The 15,952-nt window shown below is 68.6% G+C and carries 6 protein-coding genes; 1 reads left to right on the forward strand and 5 read right to left on the reverse strand.

The features are described 5' to 3' along the window. Nucleotides 1-5: 5 nt before the first annotated feature. The 3 genes from IE275_RS07700 to IE275_RS07710 form a co-directional block, all read right to left on the reverse strand. The gene (locus IE275_RS07700) at nt 6-6,935 is read right to left on the reverse strand and encodes a polymorphic toxin-type HINT domain-containing protein (RefSeq protein ID WP_189709042.1); all 6,930 of its coding nucleotides are present in this window, start codon (nt 6,933-6,935) and stop codon (nt 6-8) included. Nucleotides 6,936-7,053: 118 nt separating this feature from the next. Beyond that, the gene (locus IE275_RS07705) at nt 7,054-10,695 is read right to left on the reverse strand and encodes a LamG domain-containing protein (protein WP_189709044.1); all 3,642 of its coding nucleotides are present in this window, start codon (nt 10,693-10,695) and stop codon (nt 7,054-7,056) included. 116 nt (nt 10,696-10,811) lie between these two features. Then, nucleotides 10,812-12,356, reverse strand: a complete 1,545-nt coding sequence (locus tag IE275_RS07710; protein ID WP_229870151.1) for a VCBS repeat-containing protein — start codon at nt 12,354-12,356, stop codon at nt 10,812-10,814. Between the two features lie 313 nt (nt 12,357-12,669). Between IE275_RS07710 and IE275_RS07715 the strand changes: the two genes are divergently transcribed. Then, nucleotides 12,670-13,272 (forward strand): acyltransferase, encoded by a 603-nt coding sequence (locus IE275_RS07715; RefSeq protein ID WP_189709046.1) that lies wholly within the window; start codon nt 12,670-12,672, stop codon nt 13,270-13,272. Nucleotides 13,273-13,331: 59 nt separating this feature from the next. Here IE275_RS07715 and IE275_RS07720 read toward each other — a convergent pair whose 3' ends face one another. Then, complete coding sequence (locus tag IE275_RS07720; protein WP_189709048.1) at nt 13,332-14,588, reverse strand: hypothetical protein; 1,257 nt, start codon at nt 14,586-14,588, stop codon at nt 13,332-13,334. Between the two features lie 73 nt (nt 14,589-14,661). Further along, the gene (locus IE275_RS07725; RefSeq protein WP_189709050.1) at nt 14,662-15,945 is read right to left on the reverse strand and encodes a nucleotide sugar dehydrogenase; all 1,284 of its coding nucleotides are present in this window, start codon (nt 15,943-15,945) and stop codon (nt 14,662-14,664) included. Nucleotides 15,946-15,952: the final 7 nt, after the last annotated feature.

The following is a 15,952-nucleotide window of genomic DNA, read 5'->3' on the forward strand; positions in this document are numbered from 1 at the left end:
AATTCTTACGGGTCAGGCCAGTTGTCGAACCAAAGGTCGGGACCATAGTGTCCCCAACCCTGCTCTTGTGATCGGTACCACCAGTGCAGTTGAGTGTCCTCGGAGCGCATCTGCGATGTGACTCCCTGATTCCACGGGTTTCGATGGAGGTCGGTTCCCGGTCCTCGATGCACCACCTGATCCAACTCATGAGTCGGACTTCCAGGCATCTGATCGGCGTGATGGATCTCAATCTTGTCACCAAGGTGCTTCGGCCGGACACCGTGCGCACCGCCGCCGATATCCCCTCGGGTCCAGGGGCCCGCGTGTCGGATAGGCGCATCAGCAGGGCCAGTGCCCGTTCCTGGAGCACAGTTGCACTCAACGCCGGGTGGGGTGTCACCACAGTTGTGAACCAGGACCGGTATGTTCCCCGCCTGCACATAGTACGTGTGCACGTCGCTGACAGTCAGGTCGTGCGTGCGCTGACGCTCGTCGAAAGAGCGGATAGCCGTGAGGGTTACCGAGCCGCCGTCCGAGGTGTGGAGCCGCATGCCCGGCTCAAGGTCGCCGGCCTCGATCCACGCCTTCTCCGAGTCCACCCAGAACGGGTGGGTCGTCGTGGAGACCAAGGCCTCGGCCTTGCCGGACTTGCTCTTGATCGTCAGGTCGACAAAGTGCTTGTCGTCCTCGGTGACGATCGTGCCGACGACCACGCGCAGCGTCGTCTTCCCTGTTGCAGGGTCAGTCGCGGTGATCTTGTCACCGAGCTGGACCTTCTCGATCGGCTTGGTTTTGCCACTCGCGAGCAGAACTTTGGTGCCAGGCAGGAAGCTGTGGGGCACCGGACATGAATCGTTGCCCTTCTTCTTCAGGGCAGCCGCAGCCTTCTTTCTTGCCTGCGCCAGCTTCTCCGTGGCCTTGGCCAGCGCCCCCTTGGCCTTGCCCAGCGCCTTGTTCGCCTTGAAGAGGCTCCGTACGCCGCCGACCAGGTCGTCGACCAGGCCGACCACCCGTTTCACGAGCCTGGCGCCCTTGGCCCAGTCCCACGGTGCCCCGTACTTCGCGAGGATCTTGCCGGCCAGGCCGCCCGCGAAGCTGCCGGCGATGTTGAGCAGGGTCTCTCCGCAGGCGCCGACGTCGCCGCTGGAGACGCAGTCCAGGGCCGCGTCCACGCCGAGGATGTCCCGGGCGATCGCGACCAGCGCCTTGCCCGCGGAAGTCACTCGCTGCTTGGCAGTGGACTGCTGTGCCTGAGCCGACGCCACGTTCGACGAGGCTTCGGTGACATCGGCGGCCGCGTCGTCGACCTCGTCGATGCCGGTGTCGGTGTAGGTGCCCCCGTAGCCCGAGCAGTACCTATGCCCGTAGCAGCTCTCCAGACCCGACGGGTCGGACAGGGTCACCGGGGAGTTGTCGGCGTACGCGTAGCCGTTGATCTGGCTGGGTCTGGTGTAGTCGATGATCGGGTCGACCGAGATGAACTTGCCGATCGCCGGGTCGTACTCCCGCGCCCCCAGGTGGGTCAGGCCGGTCGACGCGTCGATCGTGCCGCCGACGTAGCCCCTCTCTCCCGGCCAGGGACCGAGCTTCTCGCCGCGCTCGACGCCGTACGGGTCGAAGCGACGCTGGGATATCGCGCCGGTCGCGGCGTCGATCGCCAGCTCGCCCGTGCCGTGGTGGTCTGAGGCGATGAAGGAGAGCTTCGTGGCAGTACGGACCGCGACGGTCTGGCCGGCGTAGTCGTAGTAGCGGGTGGCTTCCTTCTTGGTGCCGTCGGCCGACAGCTTCAGCTCGGTGCCCGGCAGATAGACGGTCGTGCCGGAGGGATCCTTGCGCACCAGTCGGCTGCCGGACGCGTCATACAGGTAGCTGGTCTTGGAGCCGTTCGCCTCGGTGACCTCGCTGAGCTTTCCGGCGTCGTTCCAGAGCAGGGACTGAGTGTTGCCGCCGATCACGCGCTTGGTGGTGTTGCCCGCGTCGTCGTACTCGTACGTCGACTGCCTGTTCCCGGTCGGGGTCTGCTCCACCACCTTGGTGACCTGGTGCGGACCGTCGCCCAGCGCGCCCGCGCCGCCGTATTCGTAGTCGCGCGTGATGTCCTTCGCCGCGTCGAGCCCGGTGTCGTGGTTGACCTCGGAGACACGGTTGCCGATGGCGTCGGTCTCGTACGACTTCCAGTACGGAGCCGGACCGCCGAGTGAGCTCGCACCGGCGGCAGGGTCACACGCCGCCGGCCCGGTGCCCTCCACCGGGACCGTGGAGCCGCGGGTGCCGGAGCCTGCCGCAGTCGCCGTCGTCGCCGCCGGGGTCCAAGCATCCTCGAGCCGCTGCCGAGTGTCGTAGGCGAAACACTGCACGTCCAGAGCCGAAGTGTTCGCCGTGTCCGTGACGGACAAGACGTTTCCCGACTGGTCGTAGGAGTAGGCGGCGTCACGGGCGGGGCCCGTCGAGCCGACTACGCCGGTCACCGAGCGGGTCAGTCGGTCGGTGCCCTTCTCGTGGAAAAAGGTCTGCCCGACCTTCTTGCCGCTGCCCGAGGACAGTTCCAGTTCCTTGAGCTGGCTCTTTTCCGTGTAGGCCGTTCTGGTGACGTACGAGGTGCTGCCCGTCATGGTCATCGGGCGCTGTAGCGCGTCGTATGTGTACGTCACGTTCTCCGCCGGCAGGTCGCCGATGGCGGGCAGGCCGGTGGTACGGACCGTCCCGTCCTGGTTGTACGTGGTGGTGAAGATGTACGTACCGGCGAGCGAGTCCTGGGAAGCAGGGACCACGTAAGCGGTCTGCAGCGGGCGGTAGAACGCGTCCATCGACTGAATGGCCGAGGTGAAATACTCCGTCGGCGAGACGTAGTTGAGGAAGCCGTAGGCCTGCCCCAGCCAGCCCGCCTTGTCATACCTGGTCTCGCTCAGTCTGGTGCCGGTGCCGGCGTCGCCCTGCCAGGTCGACTCGACACGGCCGAGCCTGTCGTAGACCGTGGAGGTCTTCTTCCCATTGCCGTCGTAGCTGACGACCGGGCGGTCCAGCTCGTCGTACTCCGTGCGGGACGTACCGGCGTCGGGATCGATCGAGGTCTTCTTGCGGCCCAGCTGGTCGTACTCGTACCGCCACTGGTTGCTCTTGCTGTCGGTGACCGTCTCCAGCAGGCCGGCCGTCGTGTAGGTGTACTTCGTCGCCTCGTACGGCACGCCCGCGCCCGGCGAGGAGCCCCGGTAGTGGCGGAGTTCGACCGTGTTGCCCTGACTGTCGGCGATCGTCGTCTCGGGTATCGCGCCGACCGGCGGGTCGACATGGGTCTTCTCACCGTCGTACGTGGTGGTGGTGCGCCACTGCTCCGCACCCGACACGGCGAAGATGTCAGCGGTGGTTCGGCCCAGGCCGTCGTACTCGATCAGGCTCTGTGCGCCGACCTGGCTGTCGCTCACGAGCAGCAGTTCGCCCTCGGCCGCGCCGGCCGCGTTGTACGTCGAGTTGGTCTTCCGAAGGTTACCGGTCGCACCGTAGAAGGAGTCGGCCACCATGCGGGTGCCGTCCGCGCCCTCGGTCTGGATCTGGCGGGGCCGCAGCATGCTGTCGTACAGCTGGTACTCGGCACCGTAGGAGCCGTCGTTCTCGAGTTTCTCCGTCGTGATGGAGGTGACCTTGTCCTTGCGGACGTTGTACGAATACTTGATGCTCGGCGTCTTCGCCTTGGCCCGGTCCGCCAGCCATACGGAGGTCAGACGGCCCAACCCGTCGTAGGCGAGGTCGGTGCGCTTGCCGTTGGGGTCGGTCTGGCCGCTCGACATGCCCCAGGCCTGGGCATAGTCGGTGACGGTCTTGTGGTCCAGAGCGTTGAAGACGGTCGTCTTCGACAACAGACCGTTCGTCTCGGTGTAGACGGTTCTCGTTTCGTCCGGCGTACCGTCCGCCGCTGGGCCTGCCGCGTATTGCTTGGCGTCCTGCTGGGACTCCGGACGGCCGTAGGCGTCGTAGGTCGTTGCACCGGTGACCTGGTACGTCGCCGTGGTCCCGTCGTGCGAGACCAGCCGCTCGGTCTTGGTGGCATCCCCCTTCGTGGGGGCCGCGCCGAACGTGCCCTTGTCGTAGGAGGTGCGCTCGTCGGCGAGAACCTGCGACTTGCGGTCCGGGTCGGTCGAGCACTTGACCGAGACCGACTCACTGCGTGCGGGCAGCGAGAGGATGTTCTTCGCGGCATTGTCCGCATACGTGGTACGGGTGCAGGTGTCGTCCTTGGCGACGGACACGTCTCCCAGATCGTCGACCTGCAGCACCCGGCCTGTACCGGTCGCCGTGTCGTACATCGTGGTCGACTTCGTCTCGGTCCACGTTCCGTCGGACTTCCGGTTGAAGTCCCGGCTGGTCTGGGTGCGGACGATCGAGGCGCGGGTGATTCCCCAGGTCGTCGTTCGCGTGGCGGTGTGGTGCTTCCAGGGGATGTCGATCGTCTTGGAAATCAGCTCGTCGCCGTCGTAGGTCGCCGCCTCCAGCTGGTGACCGGTGAACTCCTCGTGGTCGGTGTACTCGGCGCCGGTGGAGTCCCTGACCTTCACGGAACGGGCGTCTCCGGCCGCGTCCTGGTCCCCGTCCATGCCCTGCAGGTAGGTGTAGTCGACTCGGGTGGTCTGCCGGTCGGCACTGCCGCTGGTGACCTTGACCTTGCCGTACCCCTGCCAGCCGCCCCAGGTCAGATACTTCATGTCGGTGATGCCGTCCGGCTTGGCCTTACGCCAGGCGGCATCGCCCTGGTAGGTGTAGCGGGTCACCATCTGGGCGTTTCCGCCGGTGCGGTCGGTCTCGATGACCGCGGCCACGACGTACTTGTGGAACCAGTCCGTGATCGGGTCGACGTAGCCCGGTGGGGCCCACTTCACCGGGTAACAGCGTTTGGTCGACTCGCCCGGCTTGGGCAGGTCGGCCTTGGTGCAGTCGGTGGGGGCATAGTTGACGTCGAGCTGGGCGCCGGTCTCGCTGATGACCGTCGTCAGACGGAAGCGGTGGAAGGGTGCGATGTTGTCGCCGACCGCGTCGACGCGGTTGGCCAGTTGCGTACCCAGGAGATCCACAGCGGGCAGCTTCACGGCGGTGCCGACCCGACCCTCGTGTTCGATCTTCGACAGCCACAGTGTCTTGGAGTCGTCGCCGTTGTCGGTGAACAGGTGCGTGAAGGTCCAGGCATCCACGTCCGAGTGGTCCGTGGCGTCCTTGCGCATCTGCGTGACGATCGACGTCAGCCGCTTGGTGGTCCAGAAGGTCTGGACGGACGAGGTGCACTTGGTGCCGGACTTGCACTCCTGGTCAACCGGGACGTCGGGCCAGCGGGAGGCATTCGCCTTCGTGCGCTTGGTCTCCGCACAGTCGAAGTCGGCGGTGGGCAGGCAGCGTTCGGCTGTGTTGAAGACGATCCGGGCCGGCGCCTTGGCGGCGTAGACCTGGCCGTCCCGCTGGCCGTAGTCGATGCGCTCGAGGTAGCCGCCACGGTCGTACGCGGTTCCGTTGACGTCCGTCTTCGCGTTGAGCGCGTAGTAGTTGGTCTCGCGCTCGTAGAAGTACGACATCACATTGCCGTGGGTGTCCTTGACGTAGTCCAGGCTCCAGCGCCACGCCTGCTTGCAGTGGGCGCTGGTGAAGGTGGCGTTGTAGCAGGGCTCCTTGTCGTCGTCGCCGAAGATCGGAGCCGTCCAGACGGAGTTGGTCTCCTCGTTTCCGGTGGCCCAGCCCGGAAGGCGGTTCAGACCGAAGTAGTACTCGGTGCCTTCAGGGGTCGTGACCTTCCAGTGCTCGCCCTTGTCGGCCGTGTCGCCCTCGTCGCCGTTCGTGGCGCCGGTGAGCTTCTCGACCTTGGTGCCGTCGTCGGACGAGGTGTGCCACTCGCCGGTCGTGTCATCCTTGACCAGTTCGCCCGACCTGCCGTCGAGCATGATCGTGGCGTTGTCGAACGCCCAGCATTGCTCGCCAGAGCTCTCATGGCCGTCGTCGGAGCAGGGCTTGTAGCGGCGCTCGATGTATCCGGGGTCGTAGGAGAAACCCTCACCGATCCAGGATCCCTGGTTGTTGGTGGTGGCCGTGCGCCCGTCCGCCGATTGGGAGGAGTAGCCCAGGCCCACAGTGGGGACCAAGCCGCCAGGGGTGGGGACGGAACGCAGCGGGTAGTTCCAGCTGAACCCGCCGGAGGAGGGGGCGACGCTCCAGCTGGCCGAGGGGGCCAGTGGCGTCGCCTTGTAGGTGCCCTGCGCGCCGGAAGGGCCCGCGGCCACCGCGACCAGCGAGGTCGCGTCGGCGGCCATGGTGGAGACACCGTCGGCGGGGGACGGGGCCGCGGTCACGTCGGCGGAGACGGTACCGGCCCGCACGTCGTTGACCGTGGGCAGCGTCTTGGGCTGCGCGGGGCAGTCCTTGCTGCCAGGTACGGCGACGACGGCGCACGCCGGCAGCTGGACCAGCTGGAGACGCGAGGCATAGGAGCCGCCGAATCCCTCGGCGAACTCGGAGTAGTCCACGGTCAGCCGCACCTTGGCGGCCTGGTCGGCGCCGTCGGCGCGCTCGACGCCGAGGAGAACGCCTGCGCCTAGTTGCGCGGCGCGCTCAGGGTCGAGAACGTCGACCCGGACCTTGTCCGCGGTCGTCGCCGCCTTGCTCTTCGCTTGCGCCTTGGCCTTGCCGACCTTGACCGGCAGCCCGCCGGCCTCGGTCTCGTCGGCCGCGCCCACGGTCAGTTCAGCGCCGCCCTGATGGGGCCACACCGCCTTGTGGAGCCCCTTGACCGCGGCCTTGCGTGCCGGATCGGTGGGGCGGGGCTTCGCCTTCGCGTTGGACCCCTTGACGGGATCCTCGTCCTGGACGCCGGGGCTGCTCCAGCCCCGGGCGCCGTCGTCGAGAGCCAATGCCTGGACCGAAGAAGCGGACAGTGCGAGTGAAAGCCCGATCACTGTCGCGACGACTGTCTGTCTGGGCATGCGGCGGCTCAGTGAGCGGCCACGGAAGAGCATCGGACAACTCCCTGGTCGAAGGAGAAAAGGTCTGGAAGGGGCGGGCCAGGCCTCGATGGGCCTGGCCCGCCCAGGTGACCGCTCGTCACATGTCCGGCTCGGCAGTCAGCCCGGACATCCGCTGGATCGCAATCTGGTCGGCGGCCCCGCTGTAGACACGCACCTCGTCGATGGCGCCGGCGAAGTACTCGCTTTCCCCCCGCAGCGAACGACCCACTTGCAGGCCCTCGGTGGCGGGCCACAGCGTGGCGTCCCTGCCATGGGCGCCGGAGACGAGCTGGCCCTCGACGTACAGCCGGAGGGAGTTGGCGAAGGCGTCGTAGACCACCGCCAGGTGCTGGCCGGAGCCATCGGCACTGGGTGTCTGCTGGTCGTTGGTGAAGGTGACGACCTCTGGTGCGGTCACATCCGTCTTGGCAACGGCCAGTTCCCACTGACCGGTGGCGGCCTGGTAACGGACCTGGACCCGGTTGGCGTTGGCGCCCGGCAGGGACAGCACTGTCTGCGACTTCTCGGCGTCCGGCGTGGTGAGCTGCGCGCGGACAGTCACGGTGAAGCTGGTGCCCCCCGTGACCGGGGCGCTCGCGGTCGAGGCGTAGTCCCCGTCACCGTCCAGCAGCAGGTGGCCGTCGCCGACCAGGGCGGCGTTGTCGAATACATCGGCGGGCCGGTAGATCGCCGCGTTGCCGTACAGCGTCAGCGCTTGCCCGCCGCCGGTCTCGGCGGAAACGCCGCCGACGGCGTTGTCGAGCTGCCAGTAACCCTTGCGTTCGGGCTTGACGGTGATCAGTTCGGCGACATCGGCGGCCGGCAGGACACGGTCGAAGACTCGGACCTCGGCAAGGTCACCCGTGAAGTGGTCGCGGTATCCGCTCTTGGCGGTTGCGCGGCCGATCTGGAGCGGTCCGTGGGACATCCATGTGGATCGGCGCTGCCCGACACCCTTGGCGTCCTTGTTGATGTAGAGCCTGATCTCGGGGCCGCCGCTCTTCTGGGCGTCGTACACACCGGTCAGCAGCACCCATTGGTCCTTGACCACGGATACTCCGGTGGAGACGGCCTTCCACTCGCCGAGCGACTCCACGTCATTGACGGGGACGGAGAACTTCCAGGTCTGCGCGGACGCGTCGTAGCCGAGAGTGAAGCCGGGCTCGCCGGTGCCGTCCTGGCTGACGACCGCCATGTCCTTGTCCAGGGCAGTGGGACGCACCCAGGCGCTGACGCTGAAGCCCTTGGCGGTGTCGAGCACGGTCTTGCCGGTGTCGAGGTAGGCGTCGGCACTTCCGTCGAAGTGGGCCGCCCGGTCGGCCTTCCCTCCCGGGCCTTCGACGCCGAACGTGACTCCGTTGCCGGCGGCCGCCGAGTAGTCGTCGCTCTCGTCGTGGGCTTCGATGTCACCCGCCTCGTCGGCGAGGTTCCACTGTGCGACGACCGGCCTGCCCTCGCCCACCAGAAAGAGGTACGGGGTACTGCTGGAATGACCGGCCTTGTCGACAGCGCTCACATCGAGCACGTGCTGTCCGGCCCAGGTCGGGGCCCACGACACGGTGACGGAGCCGCCGGTCGCCGCCGGGGCCACGGTGGTCGGCGCGGCGCCATCGAAGGAATATTGGTACTTCACGACGTCACTGCCCTTGGCGGCGTCGTTCGGGTTGGGTGCGAAGGTGAAGGTGCCGTACGTGCCCACGCCGTCGTGGTAAACGGTGTCGGACGGGTACCTGTCGGACAGCACGCTCGGCTTTCCGGGCCATGTCTTGTCATAGATGAACTCGCAGCGCTGCGTCCCGTCCGAACTCCATGGGCTGCTGCCGTCACCGTCGTTGGCCCGCGCACTCCAGCGGATGACCGTGTTCTGCGGGATCGTCGACCTGACGGTGTGCTCGAACTTGGTGCTGGGCGTGGGGGCGAGCGAGGCTGTGGTGTAGGTGTAGCTCTTGGCCGTGCCGGTCGCCGGGTCGGTCCATTCGATCCTGAACTCGACCTTCACCTGGTCGGTCTGCCCGTTGCCGTGGTCGGGGTCGCTCGCGATGGCCATGAGCTTCGGTGGGACGTCGGTGTAGGGACGGTTCGTGCCCCACTTGCACACGCCACCTGGGTCGGTGAACATGTCCGACGTCTTGATCTGCCGCGGCAGGTTGTTGTACTTGACCGACAGGTAGGCGTTGCCGCAGATCCGCTTCCACTCGGCGAAACGGGACTCGTCGGCCGCGCGCAGGCCCAGCGTCATGGAGTTCCAGCCACCTGCGGCGGCAGTCTTGATCTCGTTGGTCAGCTCGCCGCTCGCGCTGCTCTCGAAGTGCAGGTTGGCCTGGCTGGAGCAGGAGGTCGGGGAGATCGCCTTGTCGACGGTCTGCAGATGGTCGTCCCAGTCGTCCGAGGTGTTGGACCAGTTGCTGGACGAGGTGAGTGAGTAGTTCTGTCCGCCTAGCCGGTAGAGCTGGATGGGCTCCGCGGTCGGAGTGGCGCTGTAGATGTGCTCCACCCGGGCCGAGAAGGTCGCGCCCAGGATCTGCTTCCCCTTGTAGAAGGAGAGCGGCATCGTAAACATCACGCGGCGGACGCCGACTCCGTTGCAGGAGACCGGGTTGTAGTCGGTCGGGCACTTGCCGACGCCCGCGCTGCCGGAGTACTTCCAGTCCTGTTCGCTGGGCATTCCGGACATGACGCCGGTCCACGACGTGCGCGAGGTGGTGCGGGAGATCGGGTCGATGACGACCGGGAAGACGGTCTCCGCGCCCTTGAGCAGCTTCTCGTCGGGGACGAGGCTCAGCTTGCCCTTGCCGACCTCGACGCCGAGCGGGGCGACGCGGCCACCGCCGCCCGGGCCGTCCAGCGAGGGCTCCGGTGCGGTCCGCGGGCCAGGCGTGGCATCGCCGGTCTCGGCCTCGCCCGCGGTAGCGGTAGCGGTAGCGGTAGCGGTAGCGGTAGCGGCCTTCAACGACTTCGCGACAGCGGTGGGACCCTGCTTCTTGGACGCGGCCTCCTCCACGGCGGCCGAGTCCCACATCGACGGCTTGCCCGCCTCGAAGACGGTGCCACCCACCTCCGCGTCCTCGGCGACGATGGCCCCGGTGGCGTCCTCCGCGACCTTCAGTCCGTCAGTCGTCATGCCGAGGTCGATCCTGGCCAACCTCGGGTCAGCCGCCGCCTCGGGCGTCTTGACGATCAGCAGATGGCCGAAGCCGTCGGCCTCGGCGCGCACGGTCAGGTCGACGTCGGGCAGGACCTCGGCATACGTGGCTGTGTCGCCCTCAACCTCCGGCGTGGGCAGCTTGCCGTACGGCCAGGCCAAGGCGAACTCGCGGCCTGCCCGCCGCATCGTCACGAAGGGCTCGTCCGCTCGACCGGTGGAGAAGGCCAGGTCGACAGTGGAGGCCTTCGGCCCCCAGCTGCCGTCCGCCCGCTGCACCAGCGTGGCATCGATGTCGACCCACTTGCCGCCCCGAATCGTGCGGACGGGCTCGGTGTACTCGCGTGCGGTGAAACTGCCATCGGGTTCGGCGAAGATCTCTCTGCGCTCGGTACGCAGCCCGAGGACCTCGGTCTTCTTTCCGCTCTCCTTGGCCGTGGCCATAGCGAGTTGCTCGGTCAGAGCCGGCTGCTCTGCTGCGACCGGGGGGCCGGGCGCCGCGCCTCCGCCGTCCGCGGGAAGGGCCACCACGCCCGTCACCACCGCGCCGGTGGCGACTGCCGCTACGGCGGCCCGGAACGCCAGGCCGCGCCGCATCGATCTGGGTCTCCCCGCTAACACTCGTCCACTCTCCAGTCGGTTCATGTCGGTCTCAGGAGTCGAGCCGCCGGAACGCTCTGTCCGGCGGGCTGCACCGCGCCATGACCGAGTCGTCATCGGACCGTCGCCCCGAACGCTGTACTCACCGCTGGGATCCCGCCCTCACCGGGCTTCCACGTCTGCGTCGGCGCGCTGCCCGTGGCCGCGTTCCAGGGAAAACCGTGCACCGCGCGGCCGTCGGCCGGGCCGTAGGGAACGCCCACGTACAGCAGCGACGGGCTCGCGCCGAGACTGATGCCCGCGTAGGTCCGGGGCGCCGGTCCGGAAGGGATGCCGTTGCCGGGCTCGATCCAGGAGTCCGCGGCGCCGGGGGCGCCCAGCATCGAGAAGAGCTGTACACCGCCTGCCTCCGGGGCTTCCTCCGCCGACTCCTCACCGGGCACACCCACGGCCAGGCGCATCGTGGCTGCCGTGCTCACCACAGCGGGGGTGGTGTTCACCGCTGCGAGCTGCTGGCCGAAGTGGTCGCCGGCTTCGGCATCGCCTTCTACGGCCCCTTGGGCGCTCTCGACGTTCTGGTCGATCCGGTTGAGTTGAACGACTGTTCCATCGGCCTTGACGTGATAAACGTGCACCGCTCCGGCATCCACGACAGTTCCCACGTCCTCCCCCGGCACCCCCACGGCGAGAAGCGTGTCGGTGACGGCGGTCGCCCCCGACGGCCGGTAGGGAGCCAGCGTGAGGGCAGCGCCGTACTCGTCGTCCGCCTCAGCCGGGTCGTCCGACAACGTGGCGTCCTGTCTCAGGCCGAAAAGCTGGTCCGGGATCCCGTCCGTGTTGATCGACGGCCGGAAGACGTGCAGCCCGCCCGCGAAAGCAGTCGCCCCCGTGCTCTCACCGGGCACCCCGACCGCGAAGAACCGGTCTGTGCCGGCGATCGAGGCCCCGAACCGGTCGTACGGCTCGGCGTCCTCCCACACCCCGACGCTGTCCTGATGGACGTTCACCGCGTTGTAGGCAGTCCCATACACGTAGCCGAGCGCGCCCACATCGGATCCGGCGGCCCCGTCCTCGCCCGGAATGCCGATCGCCAGATAGGGATGGCCGGTCGTCGACGTGCCAGCACCCAACGCGTAGCCGAACCAGTCGTCGGTCTCGGGGACGTCGGCCAGCGGCTGGGTCGCGCCCTGGACGAAGTTCTTGCTGGGGACGGCCGACCCCACCGCATCGGTCGCGCCGAAGACGACCTGGACGTAGCCCGCGTCCTTGACTGTGCCGACGTCCTCATAGGGAATTCCGACAGCCAAGTCGCTGCACCCGTCCTTGTTGGCGTCGTACACCGCCAACGACAGCCCGAAGCGGTCCCCGGTCTCTGGAGCGTCGGCCACATTCGTCGTGTCCTGGGAGATCTCAACGACTCCCTTGTTGTCCCCCAGCACGATGTGGACAAGCCCCGCCCGCTCCTTGCCGGACACCGTGGCGTCCGGGTCGGCGATTGCGGTGTCCTGAATCCCGTCGCCGTTGAAGTCGGACGGTGTGCCCGCCGTGCAGGCGGCCGCTGCCGCTGCCTGGCTGCCCCCGGTCCCCAGTCCCAGCCCGAGCAGTGCCGCGACCACCGCCCCGGTGGCACCGCGCCGCCAAGCCCACTTCGCCGACATGGACCCCTCCCCCTTGCCATGCCCCTGACATAACAGAAGGTGGCCCGGCCCGCAGAGCCCCCACGCTTCCCCCGCCACCGGCACAGCGTTCACCAACTAAAGAGACGATAAAGAAAGTCAAGAGATCATCTCTTTACATGGAGTGCACACACAACACCTTTCCGTCACCCTCAAAGGTGACAACAATCACAGAATTCACACACGTTTCCTCAAGGGAGGTCATGGGTAACTACGCGCCGCGCCCCGACCCCGCAGCCCCCGCGCCCCGGCCCGTATGCTCGCCGGACGTAGGCAGACACCGGAAGGCGAACAAGTGAACTACAGGGTCCAGCCCAGCGCTCAGGTCGACGACAGTGCCGAGATCGGCGCCGGCAGCAGCGTCTGGGACCTCGCGCAGATCCGCGAGGGTGCGCGCCTCGGTGAGGGCTGTGTGATCGGCCGGGGGGCGTACGTCGGCTCGGGTGTGCGCATGGGTGACAACTGCAAGCTCCAGAACTACGCGCTCGTCTACGAGCCGGCCGAGCTGGGCGACGGTGTCTTCATCGGCCCGGCCGTGGTCCTCACCAACGACCACAACCCGCGTTCCGTGGACCCGGACGGCAAGCAGAAGCGCGGCGGCGACTGGGAGGCCGTCGGCGTGAAGATCGCCGACGGGGCGTCCATCGGCGCCCGTGCCGTGTGCGTCGCGCCGATCACCATCGGCCGCTGGGCGATGATCGCCGCCGGCGCCGTCGTCACCAAGGACGTCCCCGACTTCGGCCTGGTCGTCGGCGTCCCCGCCCGCCGCATCGGCTGGGTCGGCCGGGCCGGCGTCCGCCTGACCGAGCGGGACGGCGAGAACGGTGTGTGGGAGTGCCCGCAGACGGGCGAGCTGTACGACGAGAAGGACGGCGTTCTCGCGGAGCGCGGCGCCTGATCCTCGCGGCCAGGGCCTGCCGTTCGGATCATGCCGCGCGTCGCGGGGTGTGGCAGCCCCTAGCCGACAGGTCGTGGCTCCGGTTCTCCCGCCTGGTGCCACGTCCAGTGTCGTTGCACCGCCAGCGGCAGCCCCAGGACCACCGGCATCCACATCAGCACGCCGAGCCGGTCCGCCTCCTGGGCGAGGGGATGGTCGGTGATCACGAACGCGCCGGTGAGGGCGGTGGCCGTGACGAGCCGGCCGAGGCCGTCGCCGTAGCGGGACAGGGCCCATGCCGCGAGGGCCGTGAGCAGCAGGAAGTAGGGCAGGGCGGCCTGCCGGGCGGTCCAGTCCGTCCAGAAGCGGCCGGCGAGGCCCAGCAGATCCGCCCAGGGGTCGGGCACCGCCGGGGCGGTGAAGTGGCGCGTGAAGGTGTCCTGGAGCGTCACCTGTGAGGACGGCAGCGCCAGCGCCTTCATCGCCACGGCCACCACGGCGACCGTCGCGGCCGACAGGCCCGCCAGGATCGCCGTGCCCCGGTGGCGCAGTCGCACGGAGAAGCACAGCGTGCCCGCCGCGGCCACCGCCGTGAAGGCGGCCAGGACGAGGACCGACGAGTAGCGGGTGAACCCTCCCGCCGCGTAGGCGAGCGCCGTGCCGGCCGCCGCCCCCGGCAGGGACCGGTGCCTCAGCAGCGACAGACCGCCCCACAGCACGCCGAGCGTGCACACCGTGAACAGCCCCTCGCTCAGGGCCTGGTCGCTCCACCAGCCGAGCGGGGTGGCGAGAAAGGCGACCTGGCCGGTGAGGGCGGCCGTCCGGTTCAGCCTGGCGCCCCGTCTCAGCAGACCGAGGACCAGCAAGGAGCCGCCCGTCGCCGTGAGCAGGCCCAGCAGCCGCATGCCGTCCAGCACGCCGAGGGCTCCGACGAAGGGGGCCGCGAGGAGCGGGTAGCCGGGGCGGGCGGCGAAGATGGCCTGGTAGCGGGAGTCGGACGTGGTGATGTCCTCGGCCTTCGCCCACTTCCGCACGCACGAGCGGTTCGCGGCGGTCTCCAGAGCCTGCTCGCTCGTCCGGACCGTCGGCCGCAGCCGCTCGTCGTGCGCCTCGCGCCGAGCCCGGCTCACGCAGTAGGCGTCGAGCGCCGTACGGTGCGCCTGCGCACGCGAGTCGCCGAGGTACTGCTCGGCGGCACGGGCGTACCGGTAGGAATCGGGGAAGAGCGTCCATCGGGAGCCCGCGGTGAGCTGGAGGACGGCGTACAGCGCGCAGACCAGCAACGGGAGGGCGGCCCGCCGTAGGCGGACGCGGGTGGCGGTACGGGCGTCGGACACGTACGGGTCCCCCGGGCACAGGAAACGGTCCCGGCCGACCGGCCGGGACCGCATCCTACGACGGGTGGCTGTGTCAGCCCCCGATGACCACCCGCCGGACGCCCTTCCAGGCCTCCGGGTCGGTGGTGCGGCGGCCGTCGACGAGGACCGTGACGTCCGGCAGGTCGGCCGGGGTCAGGGTGCGGTACTCGGCGTGGTCGGCCTGGAGGATCGCCGCGGTGACCTTCTCACCGGCGTGCGGGGTGAGGCCGTGCGCGGACAGTTCCTCGGCGGTGTACATCGGGTCCGAGACGAACGGGACCGCGCCGCGCGCCTTGAGCGCCTCGACGGTCGGGAAGACGCCGGAGAAGGCCGTCTCCTTCACGCCGCCGCGGTAGGCGGCGCCGAGGACGAGGACGCCCACGCCGGTCAGGTCGCCGTAGGCCGCCGCCAGCAGGTCCACCGCGTACTCCGGCATCGCGGCGTTCGCCTCACGGGCGGAGCGCACGACGGTCGCCGCCGGGTCGTTCCACAGGTACATCCGCGGGTAGATCGGGATGCAGTGGCCGCCGACGGCGATGCCCGGCTGGTGGATGTGGCTGTACGGCTGCGAGTTGCAGGCCTCGATGACCTTCTTGACGTCGATGCCGTTGCTGTCGGCGAAGCGCGCGAACTGGTTCGCCAGGCCGATGTTGACGTCCCGGTAGGTCGTCTCGGCCAGCTTCGCCAGCTCGGAGGCCTCGGCGGTGCCCAGGTCCCAGACGCCGTTGGCCTGCGGCAGGTCGGCGCGCTCGTCGAAGTCGAGGACCTGCTCGTAGAACTCCACGCCACGGGCCGCCGACGCCTCGTCGATGCCGCCGACCAGCTTGGGGTAGCGGCGCAGGTCGGCGAAGACCCGGCCGGTGAGCACGCGCTCCGGGGAGAAGACGAGGTGGAAGTCCTCGCCCGCGGTCAGGCCGGAGCCCTCGGCGAGCATCGGCGCCCAGCGGGTGCGGGTGGTGCCGACCGGGAGGGTCGTCTCGTAGGAGACCAGCGTGCCGGGCTTGAGGCCCTGCGCGATCGCCTTCGTCGCGGAGTCCATCCAGCCGAAGTCCGGCGTGCCCTCGGCGTCCACGAACAGCGGGACGACCACGACGACGGCGTCGGACTCGGCGACCGCGGACGCGGTGTCCGTGGTCGCGCTCAGCAGACCGGCGTCGACGGCCTGCTTCAGCTTGACGTCCAGGTCGTGCTCACCGGGGAACGGCTCGACGCCGGCGTTGACCAGCTCGACGACCTTCTCGTTGACGTCCGCGCCGATGACCCGGTGGCCCTTGGAGGCGAACTGCACCGCCAGCGGGAGCCCGATCTTGCCGAGCGCTACTACACAGATGTTCATGGAGGGT

This window comes from Streptomyces phaeofaciens, assembly GCF_014648915.1.
Taxonomy (GTDB): Bacteria; Actinomycetota; Actinomycetes; order Streptomycetales; family Streptomycetaceae; genus Streptomyces; species Streptomyces phaeofaciens.